Consider the following 19,092-nt stretch of genomic DNA (forward strand, 5'->3'; position numbering starts at 1 on the left):
GCGGGATTTGAAGCCGAACAGGCCACGAACGGGAAACGATTGGATCACCGGTTGTGGGCCCGGGGATGTGCCGGAGGTTTCCGTGGAGATGGATTCGGCTGCTCCATACGGTACTTCGCCCCGTTTTGAGGGGCGGATTCGCCGAGAGGGCGGCTCGGGCGTGCCGGATCTCCCGTTCATAAGCCCGTGGCGTGACTGTGTGCGGCCTGGGTAGTGTGCGCCGTCCGCATTCACCGGCCGTCCGCATTCTTCAAGGGATTTTCGTGAACCTCGACTTCAGTGCTGAGCCCCTCTTTTCCTGGTACGTCGTGCTGCTCTTCATCAGTGGTGCCGCGATGTTGATCCTGGGTGCCATCAACTCCAATGGCCTCAGCAAGGGTTGGCGGGCTTTCAGCATGATTGCCGGTGTCGGGTTCATGGGCTACGGCATCTACCTCGGGTTCATCTTCCACGGTGGCACGTACATCGTGTTCTTCAAGGCGTTCATCCTGCCCGTCATGATCATCATCAACTTCTTCCGGTCGCTCTCGCGCCGGAAGGCGACGGCCCCCCGCCAGCCGATGGGTGCTCCGCAGCCGATGGGCGCTCCGCAGCCGATGGCCGCCCCGCAGCCCGTGGGTGCTCCCCAGCCGATGGGTGCTCCGCAGCCCATGGCCGCCCCGCAGTCCGAATCCGCTCCGGGGCGCAACTACTGATCGGTGGAGGGGAGGTGGGCCGTGCCACCGGACGCAGATCCGATGGCACGGCCCGTCTCGCTGATCACCCGCGCGTGAGGTCCAGGCCGGTCGGTCGGGTGCGCAGGGTGACCGTGAAGCCTGGTGATCTCGGGCTGGTGCCGGCCGGCCGAGCCCGGGGCGGGGCCCGGCGGACGAGGCGGTCCCGCGGGCCCCTCGTCGGGAGGCGCGCCGCCCGACACCCGATTGGCTCAAGGGCCCGCGCCAGGGGTGGCGCCCCGCGTCCGATTCAGGTACCAACGAGCCAGTAGCACCGGTCGGTAGCGAACGGCCCCGGTCGGTCCCTCCTCGCGGCGAGGTGATCCCATGTCCGCCCCCACCGAGAATCGCAGCACCGTCACCGAGCGTGAGGCCCGCCAGGTCGCGGAGGCCGCGCGGGAGCAGGACTGGCACAAGCCCAGCTTCGCCAAGGAGCTGTTCCTCGGGCGGTTCCGGCTCGATCTGGTGCATCCGCATCCGATGCCCGACGAAGAGTCCGTACGGCGTGGTGAGGAGTTCCTGGCCAAGCTGCGGGCCTTCTGCGAGACGGAGATCGACTCCGCCCGCATCGAGCGTGAGGCCCGCATACCCGACGAGGTCGTGGCGGGCCTGAAGGAACTCGGCGCCCTCGGGATGAAGATCGACCCGAAGTACGGCGGTCTGGGCCTCAGCCAGCTGTACTACAACAAGGCCCTCGCCCTCGTCGGCTCCGTGAGCCCCGCGGTCGGCGCCCTGCTCTCCGCGCACCAGTCGATCGGCGTGCCCCAGCCGCTGAAGATGTTCGGCACCCAGGAGCAGAAGGACGCCTTTCTGCCGCGTTGCGCGCGCACCGACATCTCCGCCTTCCTGCTCACCGAGCCCGATGTCGGATCGGACCCGGCACGGCTCGCGACCACGGCCGTGCCGCAGGGGGACGGGTACGTCCTCGACGGGGTGAAGCTGTGGACCACCAACGGCGTCGTCGCCGATCTGCTGGTCGTCATGGCGCGGGTGCCGAAGTCGGAGGGGCACAAGGGCGGCATCACCGCGTTCGTCGTGGAGGCCACGTCCGAGGGCGTCACCGTCGAGCACCGCAACGCGTTCATGGGACTGCGCGGCATCGAGAACGGCGTGACGCGCTTCCACCGGGTGCGGGTACCGGCCGCGCACCGGATCGGGCCCGAGGGCGCCGGTCTGAAGATCGCGCTCACCACCCTCAACACCGGCCGGCTCTCACTGCCCGCGATGTGCGCCGGCGCCGGCAAATGGTGTCTGAAAATCGCCCGTGAGTGGTCTGCGGAGCGCGAGCAGTGGGGCAAGCCCGTCGCGCTGCACGAAGCCGTCGGCGCCAAGATCAGCTTCATCGCGGCGACCACCTTCGCCCTGGAGGCGGTGCTCGACCTGTCGTCCCAGATGGCCGACGAGGACCGCAACGACATCCGCATCGAGGCCGCCCTGGCCAAGCTCTACGGTTCCGAGATGGCCTGGAAGATGGCCGACGAGCTGGTCCAGGTCCGGGGCGGGCGCGGCTACGAGACCGCCGCGTCCCTCAAGGCACGCGGCGAACGGGCCGTACCCGCCGAGCAGATGCTGCGCGACCTTCGCATCAACCGGATCTTCGAGGGCTCCACGGAGATCATGCACCTGCTGATCGCCCGCGAGGCGGTGGACGCCCATCTCTCCGTCGCCGGCGACCTCATCGATCCGGCCAAGTCCCTGCCGGAGAAGGCGAAAGCGGGTGCGCAGGCCGGAGTCTTCTACGCCAGGTGGCTGCCGAAGCTGGTCGCGGGGCCCGGTCAACTGCCGTCTTCGTACGGCGAGTTCCGGCACGGTGTCGACCTGTCCACCCATCTGCGGTACGTCGAGCGCACCGCCCGCAGGCTGGCGCGCGCCACCTTCTACGGCATGTCCCGCTGGCAGGGCCGGATGGAGACCAAGCAGGGCTTCCTCGGCCGGATCGTGGACATCGGCGCGGAGCTGTTCGCGATGAGCGCGGCCTGCGTACGGGCCGAACGGCTGCGCACCCGCGACGAGCACGGCCGGGAGGCGTACCAGCTCGCCGACGCCTTCTGCCGCCAGGCCCGCGTCCGCGTGGAGGAGCTGTTCGGGCGGCTGTGGACCAACACCGACGCCCTCGACCGCAAGGTCGTCGAGGGCGTCCTCGGCGGCGCCTACACCTGGCTGGAGGAGGGCATCGTGGACCCGTCGGAGGACGGTCCGTGGATCGCCGACGCGACCCCCGGGCCGGCCACGCAGGCCAACGCCCGCCGCCCGTACGGCGGTTAGCGGTGCCCGGTCAGCAGTACTTGTCGCTCGGGTCCCGCGTCGTCCAGGAGCAGGACCAGACCTTGGCGCCGCTCGCCTTCGTCAGCGTGGCCGTGTCCTTGTCGTTGTTCCAGACGTAGGCGCGGCGGCCCTGGTACTTGTCCGACGCGGTGTCCTTGCCGGACCCGGTGTGGATCTTCATGTACTTCCCGGCACCGATCTTGACGTTCGGGAAGACGTACCGGTGGTTCGAGGCGTCCTTCAGCACCCACCCCTTGAGCGAGACCGCCGAGCCGCCGGTGTTCCTGATCTGCACCCACTCCCCGTTCAAGCTCTTGTTCGAGCGGTTGTCCGGGCCGGGGCTGTCGAACCAGACGTGGTGGATCTTCACACCCCCGGCGGCCTCGGCCGGGACGTCGAGCAGGGTGCCGGTGAGCAGGGCCGCGCCGGCGAGGGCGGGCAGGGCGGCGCGCAGCCGTATGGTCCGCATGGAGAGATCCCCCCAAGGATGTCGTCCGCGAAATGCGTGGGCGCCGAAGCGCAGACTGAAGTGTTATCACACGATCTTCACGCCTACTTCACGTTTGGCCCTCTTGGGGGGACACCCTGTCCTGACCGCCACCACCAGCGGCCACAATGGGGGGATGACCGACAGCCCTGCCCGTCCGGCACCCCTCGCCGACCCCCACCTCGTCTACGACCCCCCCGCGGGCGACGGCCCCAAGGACGTGGTGGTCCTCGGCTCCACCGGATCCATCGGCACCCAGGCCATCGACCTCGTGCTGCGCAATCCCGACCGCTTCCGCGTCACCGCGCTGTCCGCCAACGGCGGCCGGGTCGCCCTCCTCGCCGAGCAGGCGCACCGGCTGCGGGTGCGCACCGTCTCGGTCGCCCGCGAGGACGTCGTACCGGCCCTGCGCGAGGCGCTCGCCGCCGCGTACGGCCCAGGCGAGCCGCTGCCCGAGATCCTCGCCGGACCGCGGGCGGCCACCGAGCTGGCCGCCTCCGACTGCCACACCGTGCTGAACGGCATCACCGGGTCCATCGGTCTCGCGCCCACCCTCGCCGCCCTGGAGGCGGGCCGCACCCTCGCGCTCGCCAACAAGGAGTCGCTGATCGTCGGCGGCCCGCTGGTCACCGCGCTGGCCGAGCCCGGCCAGATCATCCCGGTCGACTCCGAGCACGCCGCCCTCTTCCAGGCCCTCGCCGCCGGCACCCGCGCCGATGTGCGCAAGCTGGTCGTCACCGCCTCCGGCGGCCCCTTCCGCGGCCGCACCAGGGCGGACCTCGCGGACGTGACCGTCCAGGACGCCCTCGCCCACCCCACCTGGGCGATGGGGCCGGTGATCACCGTCAACTCCGCGACCCTGGTCAACAAGGGCCTGGAGGTCATCGAGGCGCACCTGCTGTACGACATCCCGTTCGACCGCATCGAGGTGGTCGTGCACCCGCAGTCGTACGTCCACTCGATGGTCGAGTTCACCGACGGCTCGACGATCGCCCAGGCCACGCCGCCCGACATGCGGGGCCCGATCGCCATCGGTCTCGGCTGGCCCGAACGGGTTCCGGACGCCGCGCCCGCCTTCGACTGGAGCAAGGCGTCCACCTGGGAGTTCTTCCCGCTGGACGACGAGGCCTTCCCCTCGGTGAACCTGGCCCGGCACGTCGGACAGCTCGCGGGGACGGCACCGGCGGTGTTCAATGCCGCCAACGAGGAGTGCGTCGAGGCCTTCCTGAACGGCGCACTGCCCTTCAACGGGATCATGGAGACCGTCACCCGGGTCGTCGAGGAACACGGCACGCCGGGAACGGGAACTTCACTCACGGTGTCGGACGTCCTCGAAGCGGAGACCTGGGCGCGGACCCGGGCCCGTGAGATCACAGCCAAGACGGCGACCGCGGAGGCGCGTGCATGACGACCTTGATGTTCATCCTCGGCATAGTGGTCTTCGCGTTCGGTCTGCTCGTCTCGATCGCGTGGCACGAGCTGGGGCACCTGTCGACGGCCAAACTCTTCGGCATCCGCGTCCCGCAGTACATGGTCGGCTTCGGCCCCACCGTGTGGTCGCGCAAGAAGGGCGACACCGAGTACGGCATCAAGGCGATCCCGCTCGGCGGCTACATCCGCATGATCGGCATGTTCCCGCCGGACGACGCGGGCCGGATCTCCGCCCGTTCCACCTCACCGTGGCGCGGGATGATCGAGGACGCCCGCTCGGCGGCATACGAGGAGCTCCAGCCCGGCGACGAGACGCGCATGTTCTACACGCGCAAGCCGTGGAAGCGCGTCATCGTCATGTTCGCGGGCCCGTTCATGAACCTGGTGCTCGCCATCGCCCTGTTCTTCACGGTGCTCATGGGCTTCGGCATCCAGCAGCAGACCACCACCGTCGCCTCCGTCTCGCCCTGCGTCATCGCGCAGAGCGAGAACCGCGACACCTGCAAGAAGTCCGACCCGGCCTCCCCGGCCCAGGCCGCCGGCATCCAGAAGCGGGACAAGATCGTCTCCTTCGCCGGCAAGCCCACCAAGGACTGGAACACCCTTTCGGACCTGATCCGCGTCAGCGCGGGCAAGGACGTGCCGATCGTCGTCGAGCGCGACGGCAGGCAGCTCACCCTGCACGCGAAGATCGCCACCAACCTGGTCGCGCAGAAGGACTCCAGCGGCACCTACGTGCAGGGCAAGTACGTGAAGGCCGGCTTCCTCGGCTTCAGCTCCGCCACCGGCGTGCAGAAGCAGGGCTTCGGCGACTCGGTGACCTGGATGAGCGACCGGGTCGGCGACGCCGTCGACTCCCTCGCCGCCCTGCCCGGCAAGATCCCGGCCCTGTGGGACGCCGCGTTCGACAACGCCCCGCGCCAGCCGGACTCGCCGATGGGCATCGTCGGCGCCGCCCGCATCACCGGCGACATCGCCACCCTGGACATCCCCGCCTCCCAGCAGGTGGCGATGTTCGTGATGCTGCTCGCCGGGTTCAACCTCTCGCTGTTCCTGTTCAACATGCTCCCGCTGCTCCCGCTCGACGGCGGCCACATCGCCGGCGCCCTGTGGGAGGCGCTGCGGCGCAACCTGGCCCGGGTGCTGCGCCGCCCGGACCCGGGCCCGTTCGACGTGGCCAAGCTGATGCCGGTGGCCTACGTGGTCGCCGGGATCTTCGTCTGCTTCACCGTCCTGGTGCTCATCGCGGACGTGGTGAACCCGGTGAAGATCTCCTAGCCGTCCGGCGTTCACGGCGGCCCGGGACCCTGGGGTTCCGGGCCGCTTCCCGTGCGGCGTCCGGCCGCCCCCCAATGAGGGGGTTTCCCGGGTGGGATGTGCCCGCGCACGCGCCGGTGCCGTAATCTCGGATGCCGGAGCCCGCCGTAGCACGGGGCCGGATCTTGATCCACGACTTGGGGTTGCACAGCAGATGACTGCGATTTCTCTCGGCATGCCGTCCGTTCCGACCAAGCTCGCCGAGCGCCGCAAGAGCCGGCAGATCCAGGTCGGAACCGTGCCGGTCGGCGGAGACGCGCCCGTCTCGGTCCAGTCGATGACGACGACCCGTACGTCCGACATCGGTGCCACCCTCCAGCAGATCGCCGAGCTGACCGCGTCCGGCTGCCAGATCGTCCGCGTGGCCTGCCCCACCCAGGACGACGCCGACGCGCTGCCCACCATCGCGCGCAAGTCGCAGATCCCGGTGATCGCGGACATCCACTTCCAGCCCAAGTACGTCTTCGCCGCCATCGAGGCCGGCTGCGCCGCGGTCCGGGTGAACCCGGGCAACATCAAGAAGTTCGACGACCAGGTCAAGGAGATCGCCCAGGCCGCCAAGGAGCACGGCACCCCGATCCGCATCGGCGTGAACGCGGGCTCGCTGGACCGCCGCCTGCTCCAGAAGTACGGCAAGGCCACCCCCGAGGCCCTGGTCGAGAGCGCCCTGTGGGAGGCGTCCCTCTTCGAGGAGCACGACTTCCGCGACATCAAGATCTCGGTCAAGCACAACGACCCGGTCGTGATGATCGAGGCATACCGCCAGCTGGCCGCGCAGTGCGACTACCCCCTCCACCTCGGTGTCACCGAGGCCGGCCCCGCCTTCCAGGGCACCATCAAGTCGGCCGTCGCCTTCGGCGCCCTGCTCTCCGAGGGCATCGGCGACACCATCCGTGTCTCCCTCTCGGCTCCCCCGGTGGAGGAGGTCAAGGTCGGCACCCAGATCCTGGAGTCCCTGAACCTGCGCCAGCGCGGCCTGGAGATCGTCTCCTGCCCCTCCTGCGGCCGCGCCCAGGTCGACGTCTACAAGCTCGCCGAAGAGGTCACCGCGGGCCTCACCGGCATGGACGTCCCGCTCCGCGTCGCCGTCATGGGCTGCGTCGTCAACGGCCCCGGCGAGGCCCGCGAGGCCGACCTGGGCGTCGCCTCCGGCAACGGCAAGGGCCAGATCTTCGTCAAGGGCGAGGTCATCAAGACCGTCCCCGAGTCCAAGATCGTCGAGACCCTCATCGAGGAGGCCATGAAGCTGGCCGAGAAGATGCAGGACGAGGGCGTCGAGTCGGGCGAGCCGTCCATCTCGGTCGCGGGCTGACCGTACGACTTCACGAGTCCCGTCACCGCCCGGTGGCGGGACTCAGCCGTACCTCCGCCCAGACGGTCTTGCCGGGCCGCCGGGGCGCCACCCCCCACTTGTCGGCGAGCGCCTCGACCAGCACCAGCCCCCGCCCGGACTCCCCGCACGGCACCCGGGGCTCGGGCAGCCGCTCGGCCAGGGTGTCCGAGACCTCCACGCGCAGGACGTCGTCGTCCCCGGTGAGCCGGAGACGGAAGTCCCGCCCGGGGACGCGCCCGTGCCGAACGGCGTTGGCGGCGAACTCGGCCGCGATCAGCGTCACGCTCTCGTTGGCACCGCCGTCGTACGGATGCTCCCACTCGTCCAGCCGCAGCGAGACCAGCCGCCGGGCGAGCCGTGCGCCGCGCGGGGTGGAGGTGAAGCGCATGGCGAATTCCTGGGTGGAGATTTCTGATTTCACGCGGTTACGGTCCCGCACGCTCAGTAGCGTTGAACAGCGGCCGCACCAGGACCACCAGGCGTTGTACAAGGGCGAGGTGCCGCTGTACACGAGCGCACCGTGACCGAGGGCGGCGCGACGGCATTGGGGGTGTACATGAGCGAGGAAGCACAGGAAGACCAGGAGGCGCCGGGCTCCGGCATTCCGCTCGTCTTCGGGCGGGTACTGAAGCGGCTGCGGGTCCAAGCGGGCATGGAACGCGCCGAGTTGGGCCGCCGCACCGGCTACTCGGCCGCGACCATCACCTCGTACGAGGTGGGCAGGCGCATCCCGAACACGAAGTTCATCCGGCAGGCGGACGAGGTGCTCGACGCGGGCGGGTTGCTGGTCGACTTCGTCGAGGACATGGAGAGGGCGCAGTATCCGGCGTTCTTCCGGGATGCGGCGGCGCTGGAGAAACAGGCCGTCGCGTTGCACGTGTTCGCCGTGCAGGCAGTGCCGGGTCTTTTGCAGACGGAGGACTACGCGCGGGCGGTGTTCACGATGTGGCGGCCGCCGCTGAGTACGGAGACGATCGAGCAGCGAGTGACCACGACTGGCCCGCCAGGAGATCTTCGCGCGTCAACCAGCGCCCACCGTGACCTTCGTGATGGAGGAGTCGGTCCTGTGCAGGCGACTGGGTGGACTGACCTTCTGGCGTGGCCAGTTGGAGCAGATCCTGCTGGACGGCCAGCGGCGTAACGTGGAGATTCGGGTCATGCCAAATGACAGCGAGGAGCACGCCACCCTCAACGGTCCATTCACCTTGATCGAGACGGCGAAAGGACGCAGGATCGCCTATGTACCCGCCTACAAGGCCAGTCGCCTCTTCACCGACCGCGCGACGGTCAGGGAAGTGGAGGAGCAGTACGGTCTCTTGCGGGCCCAGGCCCTGACTCCACGCGAGTCCCTGGCATTCGTAGAGAAGTTGCTGGGAGAGACATGACCGTCGAGAAGCCGTCGAACCTGACATGGTTCAAGAGCAGCTACAGCAGTGGCGATGGCGGCGAATGCCTCGAAGTCGCCCTCCCCTGGCACAAGTCCAGCTACAGCACTGGCAGTGGCGGCGAATGCGTCGAGATCGCCACCTGCCCCGCCACCATCCATATCCGCGACTCCAAGCAGAACCCCGCCACCGCCCCCACCCTCGCCGTGCCGACCGCCGCCTGGCAGGCGTTCCTGGGGCTGGTGCAGGGTTGAGTCGCCGGTATCCGCCCTCGGCCGGTCCCGGCGTGCGCCGGGTGCTGGAGCGGATCGCGCGACTCGTCCTGACGTATGTGGTCCTGTACGCCGTGACATGGGTGGTCATCGGCCTCACCCTGCGCGGGGACTACTCGTTCACCGAGGACACCGGGCTCGGCTCGGGCATGTTCGTCATCGTCGGCGGGCCGACGCTGCTCCTCGCTCTCCTCGCGGGTCCGGCTCACACGCAGATGGACGTCACCACGTTCCGGGCCGCGCTGGCCTTCCCGATGGTGTTCTTCGCGTGGCCTCTCGTGGGGGCGGGCGCGCCCGAGCCGCTGGTGTTCCAGGTCCTGTGCCAGATCGCCTTCGCCGCGTACCTGATGCCCGCACCACTCGTACCGGAGAACTGGACGCCGAAGCCGCGATAGCCGCAGAGCCTGCCCTCGGGTTTGCCCTCGGCGGCCTGGTGCGGGCGGGGGCGGCCGGGATAGGTACGTGGTGCGACACCCGTGTGCGGCCTCGAACGGCAGGAGCTGATCATGCACGCCCACCGCGAACCGGAAGGCAGGAACGCGCAGGAGTCCGCCGGGCGGGCGGCCCGGCCGGCGGACCCGGCGAGGGCCGCCGCACCGGCGGCACTGCTGGCGCTGCAGCGCGCCGTCGGTAATGCCGCCGTGGTCAGGATGCTGGGCCACCGGCCCGACCGCGAGGACCCGGCCGATGCCGAGGAGCGCCCCGTCCAGCGGTCGGCCGTGCACGAGGTGCTGCGTTCGCCGGGGCGCCCGCTGGACGGTGCGACCAGGGCGGACATGGAGGCGAGGCTCGGCGCGGACTTCTCCGACGTCCGCATCCACACCGGTCCGGCGGCGGGGCGGTCGGCGCAGGAGATCGGCGCGCGCGCCTACACCTCGGGCAATCACGTGGTCGTCGGCGAGGGGGGCGAGGACCGGCATACGCTCGCCCACGAGCTGGTCCACGTCGTCCAGCAGCGCAGCGGCCCGGTGGCGGGCACCGACAACGGGCAAGGGCTCTCCGTGTCGCATCCGTCGGACCGGTTCGAGCGCGAGGCGGAGCAGGTCGCCACCCGGGTGATGTCCCGGCCGGTGGGCGAGCGGGCGGCGGCCCCCGACGCGTCCTCCGCCGCCGGCGGCGCTGCCGGGCAGCCGGTCCAGCGCATGATGGGGTTCGAGGCGGAGCGGGACAAGCGGGTCAAGTCGCAGAAGGGCGAGAAGCTCCCCGGCGACACCGACATCGCGCAGAGCAAGAGGGCGGACTTCAAGGTCGTCTCGGACTCGCGGGGCCTGGCCGGCGGCGGGGACTACTCCAACATCGAGTTCGTCACCGGCGCCGTGCAGGTGGTGGGCACGCAGGCGGACGCGGGACCCGAGGAACTGGAGCGGATCGCCGACGAGATCAGGCGGGTGAGCGACGGGTTCTACGAGGCGACCGAGGGAACCCGTCTGTCGGCGCTGAAGCTGGACCTGCGGCTGCTGGCCAGGGGCGTGACCCTCAGCAGCGAGGGCTACACCGAGACCGCCGGTCAACCGGGCATGGGCGACGGCCTGTTCGTCCACTACTCCGTCGGCGTGCCGCTGGCCGGCATGCCGGCGTTCTTCGACCTCTACCGGGCCGACGCGCAGCAGCGGACGGACCAGGGCCGGCCCCCCGTGCTCCCGGACGCCCAGCACCGGCTGGCGCAGGCCCGGCCGTTCGCGGCGGCGGAGGCGGCGCGATTCGCGCAGGCCACCCAGTCGACGACCGACACCACGGCGCTCGACGGCTACCTCCAGCTCGTCTACACGCAGGTCGCCGCCATGGCGGACTACGTCGCCGTCGCACAGGGGCAGGGCAACAGCTTCGCCCTGCCGCAGGGCCAGATCAAGAACTGGACCCTGTTCCTCTCCCGCTCGCAGCTGGGCGACGCCTACCAGCTGCTCGACCCCGCGATCAGGGCCTACCTGGCGGCGAACTGCGACGACATCATCGAGCGGCTGTCCGCCTTCCACGAGACGACGGCGACCGGGCGGCAGGCCACGTTCTACGACAACGCCGAGCGCGCGCTTCCGGGTCTCGATCCGGTGTCCCTGGAAACCTACGCGCAGTCGGCGCTGGGCGGCGCACCGGCGGTGTCCCAGCAGCGGGTGTTCGGAGGGATGAACGAGATCCCCCCGCACGGGGTCGAGGGCGCGAACGTGATCCCGATGGAGATCCGCCTGATCGGGGACTCGATGAAGACCTGGGACGGCCTCAAGGCCGAGCTGCGCAAGATCGCGGGATGGGCCCAGCAGTCGTACCAGCAGGACCGGCAGATCAACGCCTAGCGGCGCCCCCGAGGGGATCCCGGCCCCCGAGCTGGACGGCACACGGTCAAGCCCGCGCGGCTATAGTGCCTAGACCAGCACAAACCCCAGGGTGAGGCCCCCGCACTTGTTGACCCAGACCACCTCACGGGTGCTCGATCCGAGCGACCTCGACGCCGCGCTCGCCGTCCTGGACCGCGAGCCGGTCGCGAACGCCTTCGTGACCGCGCGCGTCCAGATCGCCGGGCTCGACCCCTGGCGCCTCGGCGGCGAGATGTGGGGCTGGTACGAGGACGGCATGCTCACGTCCCTGTGCTACGCGGGCGCCAACCTGGTCCCGATCTGCGCCACCGAGCGCGCCGTACGCGGCTTCGCGGACCGCGCCCGGCGGGCCGGCCGCCGCTGCTCCTCCATCGTCGGCCCCGCCGACGCCACCTCCGCGCTGTGGCGGCTGCTGGAGCCCCACTGGGGCCCGGCCCGTGAGGTCAGGTCCCAGCAGCCGCTGATGGTCACCGACCGGATGCCCGACGACATCGCCCCGGACCCCTACGTCCGCCGCGTCCGCAAGGACGAGATGGAGACGATCATGCCGGCGTGCGTGGCGATGTTCACCGAGGAGGTCGGGGTCTCCCCGCTGGGCGGCGACGGCGGCCTGCTCTACCAGGCCCGGGTCGCCGAACTCGTCGGCTCCGGCCGTTCCTTCGCCCGCCTGGACAAGGACGGCAAGGTCGTCTTCAAGGCCGAGATCGGCGCGGCGACCTCCCAGGCCTGCCAGATCCAGGGGGTGTGGGTGGCCCCCGAGCACCGGGGCAGGGGCCTCGCCGCCCCGGCCATGGCGGCGGTCCTGCGCTACGCCCTGGCCGACGTGGCCCCCGTGGTCAGCCTGTACGTCAACGACTTCAACACCGCGGCGCGCCGCACCTACCGCAGGATCGGCTTCCAGGAGATCGGCGCCTTCATGAGTGTGCTGTTCTGAACCCCGATACGCTCCCGGCATGGATCTAGCGATCGGCCCTCTGGACCTGTCGGCCCGCGTGGACGAGGCCCTGGCGGTCCAAGCGGTGGCGTTCGGCCTCGGCCCGGACGAAGTGGCCGTACGGCGCCAGATCGTCCAGCGCCATATGCAGTTCCCCGGCGCGCGGGCCCTCGGCGCGACCGCGGGCGGGCTCCTCGTCGGCTTCGTCTACGGCATGCCCAACTCCCGCACCCACTGGTGGTCGACGGTCGTCGAGCCGTACCTGCGCGCGGCCGGCAACGAGGCCTGGCTGGACGACGCCTTCGTGATCACCGAGCTGCATGTGCACCCGGACCACCAGAACCGCGGCATCGGCCGCCGGCTGATCACCCGGATCACCGACTCGGCCGCCGAACCCCGCTCGATCCTCTCGGCGATCGACACCGACAGCCCGGCCCGCGGCCTCTACCACTCCCTGGGCTACGTCGACCTCGCCCGCCGCGTCCACTTCCCGAGCGCGCCGCGGCCCTACGCCGTCATGGGGGCTCCGCTGCCGCTGCGCAGGCGATAGGGCGTTAACCGATTTCCGCCCGCCCGGCAAGCCCGGCTAACCTCCTATGCCATCACCGTCCCCCATTCTCGGCTGCGCTCGATCGGGGGCACCCCCACCTGGCAGGAGTACGAGAACCATGGCCAACGCACAGGTCCAGCGCATGTCCCAGTTGATGGCGAAGACGCTGCGCGACGACCCGGCGGACGCCGAGGTCCTCAGCCACAAGCTCCTCGTCCGCGCCGGCTACGTCCGCCGCACCGCCGCCGGCATCTGGTCCTGGCTGCCCCTGGGCAAGAAGGTCCTCGCCAACGTGGAGCGCGTCGTACGCGAGGAGATGGACGCCATCGGCGCCCAGGAGGTGCTGCTGCCCGCCCTGCTGCCCCGCGAGCCCTACGACGCCACGGGCCGCTGGGACGAGTACGGCCAGGAGCTGTTCCGGCTCCAGGACCGCAAGGGCGGCGACTACCTCCTCGGTCCCACGCACGAGGAGATCTTCACCCTGCTGGTCAAGGACCAGTGCACGTCCTACAAGGACCTGCCGGTGATCCTCTACCAGATCCAGAGCAAGTTCCGTGACGAGGCCCGCCCCCGCGCCGGCATCCTGCGCGGCCGCGAGTTCCTGATGAAGGACTCGTACTCCTTCGACACCGCGGACGAGGGCCTCGCCGAGGCCTACGCCCTGCACCGCGAGGCCTACCGGCGGATCTTCGCGCGCCTCGGCCTGGACTACCGCATCGTCGCGGCCACCGCCGGTGCCATGGGCGGCTCCAAGTCGGAGGAGTTCCTGGCCCCCGCCGAGGCCGGCGAGGACACCTTCGCGGACTGCCCGAACTGCGACTTCGCCGCGAACACCGAGGCGGTCAAGCACGCGCTCCAGCCCGTCGACGGCTCCGCCGTGCCCGCGCTGGAGGAGATCCCCACCCCCGACACCCCGACCATCGAGACGCTGGCCGCCTCGCTCGGCGTGCGGGCCGCCGACACGCTGAAGAACCTGCTGGTCAAGGTGGACGGCGAGATCGTCGCCGTCGGCGTGCCCGGTGACCGCGAGGTGGACCTCGGCAAGGTGGAGGAGCACTTCGCGCCCGCCGCCGTCGAGATGGTCACCGAGGCGGACTTCGCAGGCCGCCCCGACCTGGTGCGCGGCTACGTCGGCCCCCAGGGCCTCGGCGAGAAGGTCAAGTACATCGCCGACCCCCGGGTGGCCCCCGGCACCGCCTGGATCACCGGCGCCAACAAGGCCGACACGCACGCCAGGAACGTCGTCGCCGGCCGTGACTTCGAGGTCGACGAGTACGTGGACGTCGTCGTGGTCCAGGAGGGCGACCCCTGCCCCGAGTGCGGCACCGGCCTGAAGCTGGACCGCGCCATCGAGATCGGCCACATCTTCCAGCTGGGCCGCAAGTACGCCGACGCCCTCAAGCTCGACGTCCTCGGCCAGAACGGCAAGCCCGTCCGCGTCACCATGGGCTCCTACGGCATCGGCGTCTCCCGCGCCGTCGCCGCGCTCGCCGAGCAGACCGCCGACGAGCAGGGTCTGTGCTGGCCCAAGGAGATCGCCCCGGCCGACGTACACGTGGTCGCCGCCGGCAAGGCCCTCCAGACCGAGCTGGCCCTCGACGTGGCCGGCAAGCTGGCCGCCGCGGGCGTCCGCGTCCTGGTCGACGACCGCGCCGGGGTCTCCCCGGGCGTCAAGTTCACCGACGCCGAACTGATCGGCGTCCCCCAGATCCTGGTCGCCGGCCGTCGCTCGGCCGAGGGCGTCCTGGAACTGAAGGACCGCAGGACGGGCGAGCGCGAGGAAGTGTCGGTCGAGGACGCGATCGCGCGTCTGACCGCGTAGTACCGGGCTGTACGGCCGACGCTCCCCGGGGCCTTCCCCGGGGAGCGTCGCCGCGTTCGCGTCGGGCCGCTCAGGCTAGTGCCGCGGCACTAGAGCCACCCGGCGAACTCCAGCAGCAGCTCCCCGTCCCGCGGCCTGCCGACCCGCACCGCACGCACCCCCGACTCCACCGCCCGGAACAGCGTCCACCCCCGCAGCCGCTCCTGGTCCACCTCAAGCGACTGAGCGAGCCGCTTGATCCGCCGCCGCGTGATGGACGCGCCCGCGGGCGAGGCGATCAGATCCTCCACCCGGTCCCGCACCAGCCGCGCCAGATCGAACGCGTTCTCCCCGACCACCGGATCCGGCCCCACCGCGAGCCACGGCAGCCGCTCCCCGGCCAGCACCTTGCTCTGCCGGAACGTGCCGTGCAGCAGCCGCTCCTCCGGCGGCGCCACCAGCAGGTCGTCCCGCGCCGCCAGCGCCGCGTCCACCAGCGCCGCCACCTCCGGCTCCCGCCGCGCGCCCGCCCGCATCGCCACCGCCTGCCGCGCCGTGCGCTCGGCGACGGTCTCGAAGGGGTGGTCCGCCGGCGGTTCCACCCACAGCCGCCGCAGCGTGCCCGCCGCCTCCAGCAGCGCCTTCGCCTCCGGCAGCGACCGCACCGAGACGTCCGGGTGCAGCCGTTCGAGCAGCAGTGCCCCCTCCTCGCCGTCCCGCGCGTCCGACGCCAGCAGCTGCACGGCGCCCCGTCCGCCCCAGTGCGCCAGCGCAGCGCGCTCGCTCTCCGGGCGGGCCCTGGGCGGGGCCAGCTTGAGCACCGCCGGGGTGCCGTCCGCCTGCCGCACCAGCACCACCAGGCTGCTGCGGCCCCCGGGCACCTGTACCCGCTCGACGGTCAACCCCAGCCGCGCCACCGCCCGTTCGGCCATCTCGGGCAGCCGGGCCAGCCAGTCGTCCCCGGCCGGTGCCGTCTCCCCGAGCGCCCGCACCAGGCGCCGCGGCGGTTCGAAAGCCATGCGCGAGCCGTTCCCTTCCTCGTGGGCCCCGTCCGTCCCGGGGCCGCCGTACGCGGCCCGTACGCCGCTCAGCGGGCCGCCGACGCGGACCCCGACGGCGTCCCGCCCGCGGCCCCCGTCCCGGTCCCCGTGTCCGTGCCGGTACCCGTTCCCTCGCCCGCCCGTTCGGCGAGCCCCGGGAAGGCTACGCTCTGTCCGCTCCAGCCCACCGCCCGCACCGCGGCCTCCCGCAGCGCCGCCGCGGCCGAGGTGCGCCGCGCACCGGTCGTCGAGCGCACCAGGTCGGCGTAGACCCCGGCCACCCGCTGCTCCAGCCGCGCGGCGAGCCGCACCGCGCCGGCCGCGTCGCGCACCGCGAACGGCAGGGCGTAGGCCGCGCTCGCCGCCACCGGCCGGCCGCCCAGGTCCCGCACCTCGCGGGCCAGCGCGTCCCGCCGGGCCCGGTGGGCGTCGTACGCCGCCTTCGCCTCGCTCCGGCGCCGGTCGTCCACCCGGCCGCCGACGACGCCGTACCCGTACACCGCCGCGTGCTCCGCCGCCAACGCGGCCTGGACGGCGTTCAGTTCGGCCGCGCGCTCGCTCTTGTCCGGCCCGTCGCTCACTTCGCGGCCCCCGTCGTCAGCAGATACGCGTGCGCGGCGCCGGCCGCCGCCGTGGAGGCCAGCAGCCGCGCCTGCTCGCCCGGCACCTCCAGCAGCGCCCCGGCCCGCCGGTCGGCGAGTGCCCGCTCGGCGGCGGCCAGCGAGGCGAGGGCCCCCTTCTCGGTCGCCGGCACCGGGGCCGGCGAGGCGGAGGGGGAGGGGGAGGCGGAGCCCGAGGGGGTCGCCGGGGGAGTCGTGCCCTCCTGGAACGCGGCGGCATGGGCCGCGACCTCGGTGCGCAGCGGGCGCAGCCGCTCCGCGAGATCCGGGAACGCCTTGAGCACGGCGTCGTAGCGCTCCAGCAGCGCCGCGCTGTCGGTGGCGGCCTGCGCGCGGGCCCGCTCGGTGGCCGAGGGGCCGTCGCCGCCGGAGCCGGGGCCGGACGTGCAGCCCGCCAGCAGGGCGGCGCCGGCGGCCGAGGCGAGCAGGGTTCTTCTGCGCGGCCCCGAGGGGATGCGCGGTGGCGAGGGGTACGGCACGGCAGACGTCCTCGGGGACTCGTACGACAACAAGAAGAGCGGCGAGCGGCGCCGCGCCGTGATCACCGTACCCGCGCACCTGTCCGATACCAGTCACCGGCACCGCCCTGCCTCACCCGTCCCGCGTCGGGTCGTCCCCAGGTGGACGGCAACACACCCCGCGACCGGATACCCTTTGACCAGACACGCGACCCATCCCACAACAGCACACGCGGCCGAGGAGTCACCCGGATGAGCACCACCCAGAGCGAGAGGCTGCGAGAGCTGCTGGAACCGCTCGTCACCTCCCAGGGGCTGGACCTCGAAGAGATCGCTGTCGACTCCGTCGGACGCAAGCGGGTGCTGCGCGTGGTCGTCGACTCCGACTCCGGGGCGGACCTGGACGCGATCGCCGATGTGAGCCGTGCGCTCTCGGCGAAGCTGGACGAGACCGACGCGATGGGTGACACCGCGTACGACCTGGAGGTCGGCACCCCCGGGGCCGAGCGCCCCCTCTCCGAGCACCGGCACTTCGTGCGGGCCGCGGGCCGGCTGGTGAAGTTCCAGCTGACCGAGGACGGCGAGCTGGTGGCGCGGATCCTGACCGTGGACGAGGAGGGCCTCGACGTCGAGGTGCCCGGCGTCAAGGGCCGCAAGGCCACCACCCGCCGGATCGCCTTCCCGGAGATCGCGAAGGCCCGCGTGCAGGTCGAGTTCAACCGCAAGGACAAGAAGGACAAGGAAGAGGAGGAGGCGTAGCCGTGGACATCGACATGAGCGCCCTGCGGGGCTTGGTCAGGGAGAAGGAGATCTCCTTCGACCTGCTGGTCGAAGCGATCGAGTCGGCCCTCCTCATCGCCTACCACCGCACCGAGGGAAGCCGCCGACGCGCGCGCGTGGAGCTCGACCGGTCGACCGGGCACGTGACCGTGTGGGCGAAGGAGGAACCCGAGGACCTGGAGGAGGGGCAGGAGCCGCGGGAGTTCGACGACACTCCCTCGGGCTTCGGGCGGATCGCCGCCACCACCGCCAAGCAGGTGATCCTCCAGCGTCTGCGCGACGCCGAGGACGACGCGACGCTCGGCGAGTACGCGGGGCGTGAGGGCGACATCGTCACCGGCGTGGTCCAGCAGGGCCGCGACCCGAAGAACGTGCTGGTGGACATCGGCAAGCTGGAGGCCATCCTGCCGGTGCAGGAGCAGGTGCCCGGCGAGACCTACCCGCACGGCCAGCGCCTGCGGTCGTACGTGGTCCGGGTCGCCAAGGGCGTGCGCGGACCCTCCGTGACGCTCTCGCGCACCCACCCGAACCTGGTGAAGAAGCTTTTCGCCCTGGAGGTGCCGGAGATCGCCGACGGTTCGGTGGAGATCGCGGCCATCGCCCGCGAGGCCGGCCACCGCACCAAGATCGCCGTCCGCTCCACCCGTTCGGGCCTGAACGCCAAGGGCGCCTGCATCGGCCCGATGGGCGGCCGGGTGCGCAACGTGATGGGCGAGCTGAACGGCGAGAAGATCGACATCGTCGACTGGTCGGACGACCCGGCGGAGATGGTGGCGAACGCGCTGTCACCCGCTCGGGTGAGCAAGGTGGAGGTCGTGGATCTCGCGTCCCGCTCCGCCCGGGTGACCGTGCCGGACTACCAGCTGTCGCTGGCGATCGGCAAGGAGGGGCAGAACGCCCGCCTCGCCGCCCGGCTCACCGGCTGGCGCATCGACATCCGGCCCGACACCGAGCAGCCGGCGGAGTAGGCGCCCCGCGAGGGAATGGATCCAGGCCGCGAGTGGCTTGGATTACGACAACAGCCGTTCGATCTTTCCCCCAGAGGGGTGAGGTCGGTGCGGGGAGGTAGACTTAGCCGTGTCTGGCCGGACGCATGCCGGAGCATGCCCTGAACGCACCTGTGTGGGGTGCCGGCAGCGGGCGGCCAAGGACGATCTCCTGCGGATCGTGCGGAGCGAGGACGAATGCGTCCCCGATCCGCGCGGTACGCTGCCCGGCCGGGGTGCGTATCTGCACCCCGCCCTGGTCTGTCTCGACCAGGCGGTACGCCGTCGGGCGTTGCCGCGGGCACTGCGCGCCCCGGGAGCGCTCGACACAAAGGCGTTGCGCCGACACGTCGAGCAGGCAACAGTTGCCGAGCAGGCAACGCCGTAAGACATGCCGTACGGAACCCCGTG

19 protein-coding genes and 1 pseudogene are annotated in these 19,092 nt (G+C 71.3%); 15 read left to right on the forward strand and 5 right to left on the reverse strand.

The features are described from left to right. The first annotated feature begins 263 nt into the window (after nt 1-263). Nucleotides 264-695 (forward strand): hypothetical protein, encoded by a 432-nt coding sequence (locus tag VT52_RS03420; protein WP_053055502.1) that lies wholly within the window; start codon nt 264-266, stop codon nt 693-695. Between the two features lie 345 nt (nt 696-1,040). After that, nucleotides 1,041-2,978 (forward strand): acyl-CoA dehydrogenase family protein, encoded by a 1,938-nt coding sequence (locus VT52_RS03425; protein ID WP_046421090.1) that lies wholly within the window; start codon nt 1,041-1,043, stop codon nt 2,976-2,978. A gap of 10 nt (nt 2,979-2,988) precedes the next feature. On the opposite strand, the gene VT52_RS03430 is transcribed toward VT52_RS03425, so the two are convergent. Next, on the reverse strand, nt 2,989-3,447 hold the full coding sequence (locus VT52_RS03430) for a lamin tail domain-containing protein (RefSeq protein ID WP_046421091.1): 459 nt from the start codon (nt 3,445-3,447) through the stop codon (nt 2,989-2,991). A 154-nt stretch (nt 3,448-3,601) separates the two neighbouring features. On the opposite strand from VT52_RS03430, the gene dxr reads away from it, so the two are divergent. From dxr to ispG, 3 genes are all read left to right on the forward strand, one after another. Then, nucleotides 3,602-4,873 carry a 1-deoxy-D-xylulose-5-phosphate reductoisomerase gene (gene dxr, locus VT52_RS03435; protein ID WP_046421092.1) on the forward strand — a complete coding sequence of 424 codons (1,272 nt, stop codon included), beginning with the start codon at nt 3,602-3,604 and terminating at the stop codon, nt 4,871-4,873. Next, nucleotides 4,870-6,174, forward strand: coding sequence for a M50 family metallopeptidase (locus VT52_RS03440; RefSeq protein ID WP_046421094.1), 1,305 nt, complete (start codon nt 4,870-4,872; stop codon nt 6,172-6,174). Before dxr ends, VT52_RS03440 begins: the two co-directional genes overlap by 4 nt. A 193-nt stretch (nt 6,175-6,367) precedes the next feature. Beyond that, complete coding sequence (gene ispG / locus VT52_RS03445) at nt 6,368-7,525, forward strand: flavodoxin-dependent (E)-4-hydroxy-3-methylbut-2-enyl-diphosphate synthase (RefSeq protein ID WP_046421095.1); 1,158 nt, start codon at nt 6,368-6,370, stop codon at nt 7,523-7,525. A 22-nt stretch (nt 7,526-7,547) separates the two neighbouring features. On the opposite strand, the gene VT52_RS03450 is transcribed toward ispG, so the two are convergent. Further along, complete coding sequence (locus tag VT52_RS03450) at nt 7,548-7,967, reverse strand: ATP-binding protein (RefSeq protein ID WP_240509630.1); 420 nt, start codon at nt 7,965-7,967, stop codon at nt 7,548-7,550. 135 nt (nt 7,968-8,102) lie between these two features. On the opposite strand from VT52_RS03450, the pseudogene VT52_RS03455 reads away from it, so the two are divergent. From VT52_RS03455 to VT52_RS03485, 7 genes and pseudogenes are all read left to right on the forward strand, one after another. After that, nucleotides 8,103-8,931, forward strand: a pseudogene (locus tag VT52_RS03455) (helix-turn-helix domain-containing protein). Continuing rightward, on the forward strand, nt 8,928-9,185 hold the full coding sequence (locus tag VT52_RS03460) for a DUF397 domain-containing protein (RefSeq protein ID WP_046421098.1): 258 nt from the start codon (nt 8,928-8,930) through the stop codon (nt 9,183-9,185). Before VT52_RS03455 ends, VT52_RS03460 begins: the two are co-directional and overlap by 4 nt. After that, nucleotides 9,182-9,598: a hypothetical protein gene (locus VT52_RS03465; RefSeq protein WP_143070827.1), complete on the forward strand. Its 417-nt coding sequence runs from the start codon at nt 9,182-9,184 to the stop codon at nt 9,596-9,598. Before VT52_RS03460 ends, VT52_RS03465 begins: the two co-directional genes overlap by 4 nt. A gap of 81 nt (nt 9,599-9,679) precedes the next feature. Further along, a complete protein-coding gene (locus VT52_RS38410; RefSeq protein ID WP_053055503.1) occupies nt 9,680-11,491 on the forward strand; it encodes an eCIS core domain-containing protein in 1,812 nt (603 codons plus the stop codon). A 106-nt stretch (nt 11,492-11,597) separates the two neighbouring features. After that, nucleotides 11,598-12,446 carry a GNAT family N-acetyltransferase gene (locus tag VT52_RS03475; RefSeq protein ID WP_046421101.1) on the forward strand — a complete coding sequence of 283 codons (849 nt, stop codon included), beginning with the start codon at nt 11,598-11,600 and terminating at the stop codon, nt 12,444-12,446. Between the two features lie 19 nt (nt 12,447-12,465). Further along, nucleotides 12,466-12,996: a GNAT family N-acetyltransferase gene (locus VT52_RS03480; protein ID WP_046421102.1), complete on the forward strand. Its 531-nt coding sequence runs from the start codon at nt 12,466-12,468 to the stop codon at nt 12,994-12,996. Between the two features lie 118 nt (nt 12,997-13,114). Then, nucleotides 13,115-14,818 carry a proline--tRNA ligase gene (locus VT52_RS03485; RefSeq protein ID WP_046421104.1) on the forward strand — a complete coding sequence of 568 codons (1,704 nt, stop codon included), beginning with the start codon at nt 13,115-13,117 and terminating at the stop codon, nt 14,816-14,818. 89 nt (nt 14,819-14,907) lie between these two features. Here VT52_RS03485 and VT52_RS03490 read toward each other — a convergent pair whose 3' ends face one another. The 3 genes from VT52_RS03490 to VT52_RS03500 form a co-directional block, all read right to left on the reverse strand. Continuing rightward, nucleotides 14,908-15,816, reverse strand: coding sequence for an aminoglycoside phosphotransferase family protein (locus tag VT52_RS03490; RefSeq protein ID WP_046421105.1), 909 nt, complete (start codon nt 15,814-15,816; stop codon nt 14,908-14,910). Nucleotides 15,817-15,884: 68 nt separating this feature from the next. Further along, nucleotides 15,885-16,418: a ferritin-like domain-containing protein gene (locus tag VT52_RS03495; protein WP_046421107.1), complete on the reverse strand. Its 534-nt coding sequence runs from the start codon at nt 16,416-16,418 to the stop codon at nt 15,885-15,887. After that, the gene (locus VT52_RS03500; RefSeq protein WP_046421108.1) at nt 16,415-16,936 is read right to left on the reverse strand and encodes a hypothetical protein; all 522 of its coding nucleotides are present in this window, start codon (nt 16,934-16,936) and stop codon (nt 16,415-16,417) included. Before VT52_RS03500 ends, VT52_RS03495 begins: the two co-directional genes overlap by 4 nt. Nucleotides 16,937-17,167: 231 nt before the next feature. Between VT52_RS03500 and rimP the strand changes: the two genes are divergently transcribed. The 3 genes from rimP (at nt 17,168) to VT52_RS35220 (ending at nt 19,069) form a co-directional block, all read left to right on the forward strand. After that, nucleotides 17,168-17,674: a ribosome maturation factor RimP gene (rimP, locus tag VT52_RS03505; RefSeq protein WP_046421109.1), complete on the forward strand. Its 507-nt coding sequence runs from the start codon at nt 17,168-17,170 to the stop codon at nt 17,672-17,674. A gap of 2 nt (nt 17,675-17,676) precedes the next feature. Further along, nucleotides 17,677-18,663, forward strand: a complete 987-nt coding sequence (gene nusA, locus VT52_RS03510) for a transcription termination factor NusA (protein WP_046421111.1) — start codon at nt 17,677-17,679, stop codon at nt 18,661-18,663. 109 nt (nt 18,664-18,772) lie between these two features. After that, nucleotides 18,773-19,069, forward strand: a complete 297-nt coding sequence (locus VT52_RS35220; RefSeq protein ID WP_079174807.1) for a YlxR family protein — start codon at nt 18,773-18,775, stop codon at nt 19,067-19,069. The last annotated feature ends 23 nt before the right edge of the window (nt 19,070-19,092 follow it).

The sequence above is a fragment of the Streptomyces malaysiense genome, assembly GCF_000980885.2.
GTDB lineage: Bacteria > Actinomycetota > Actinomycetes > Streptomycetales > Streptomycetaceae > Streptomyces > Streptomyces malaysiense.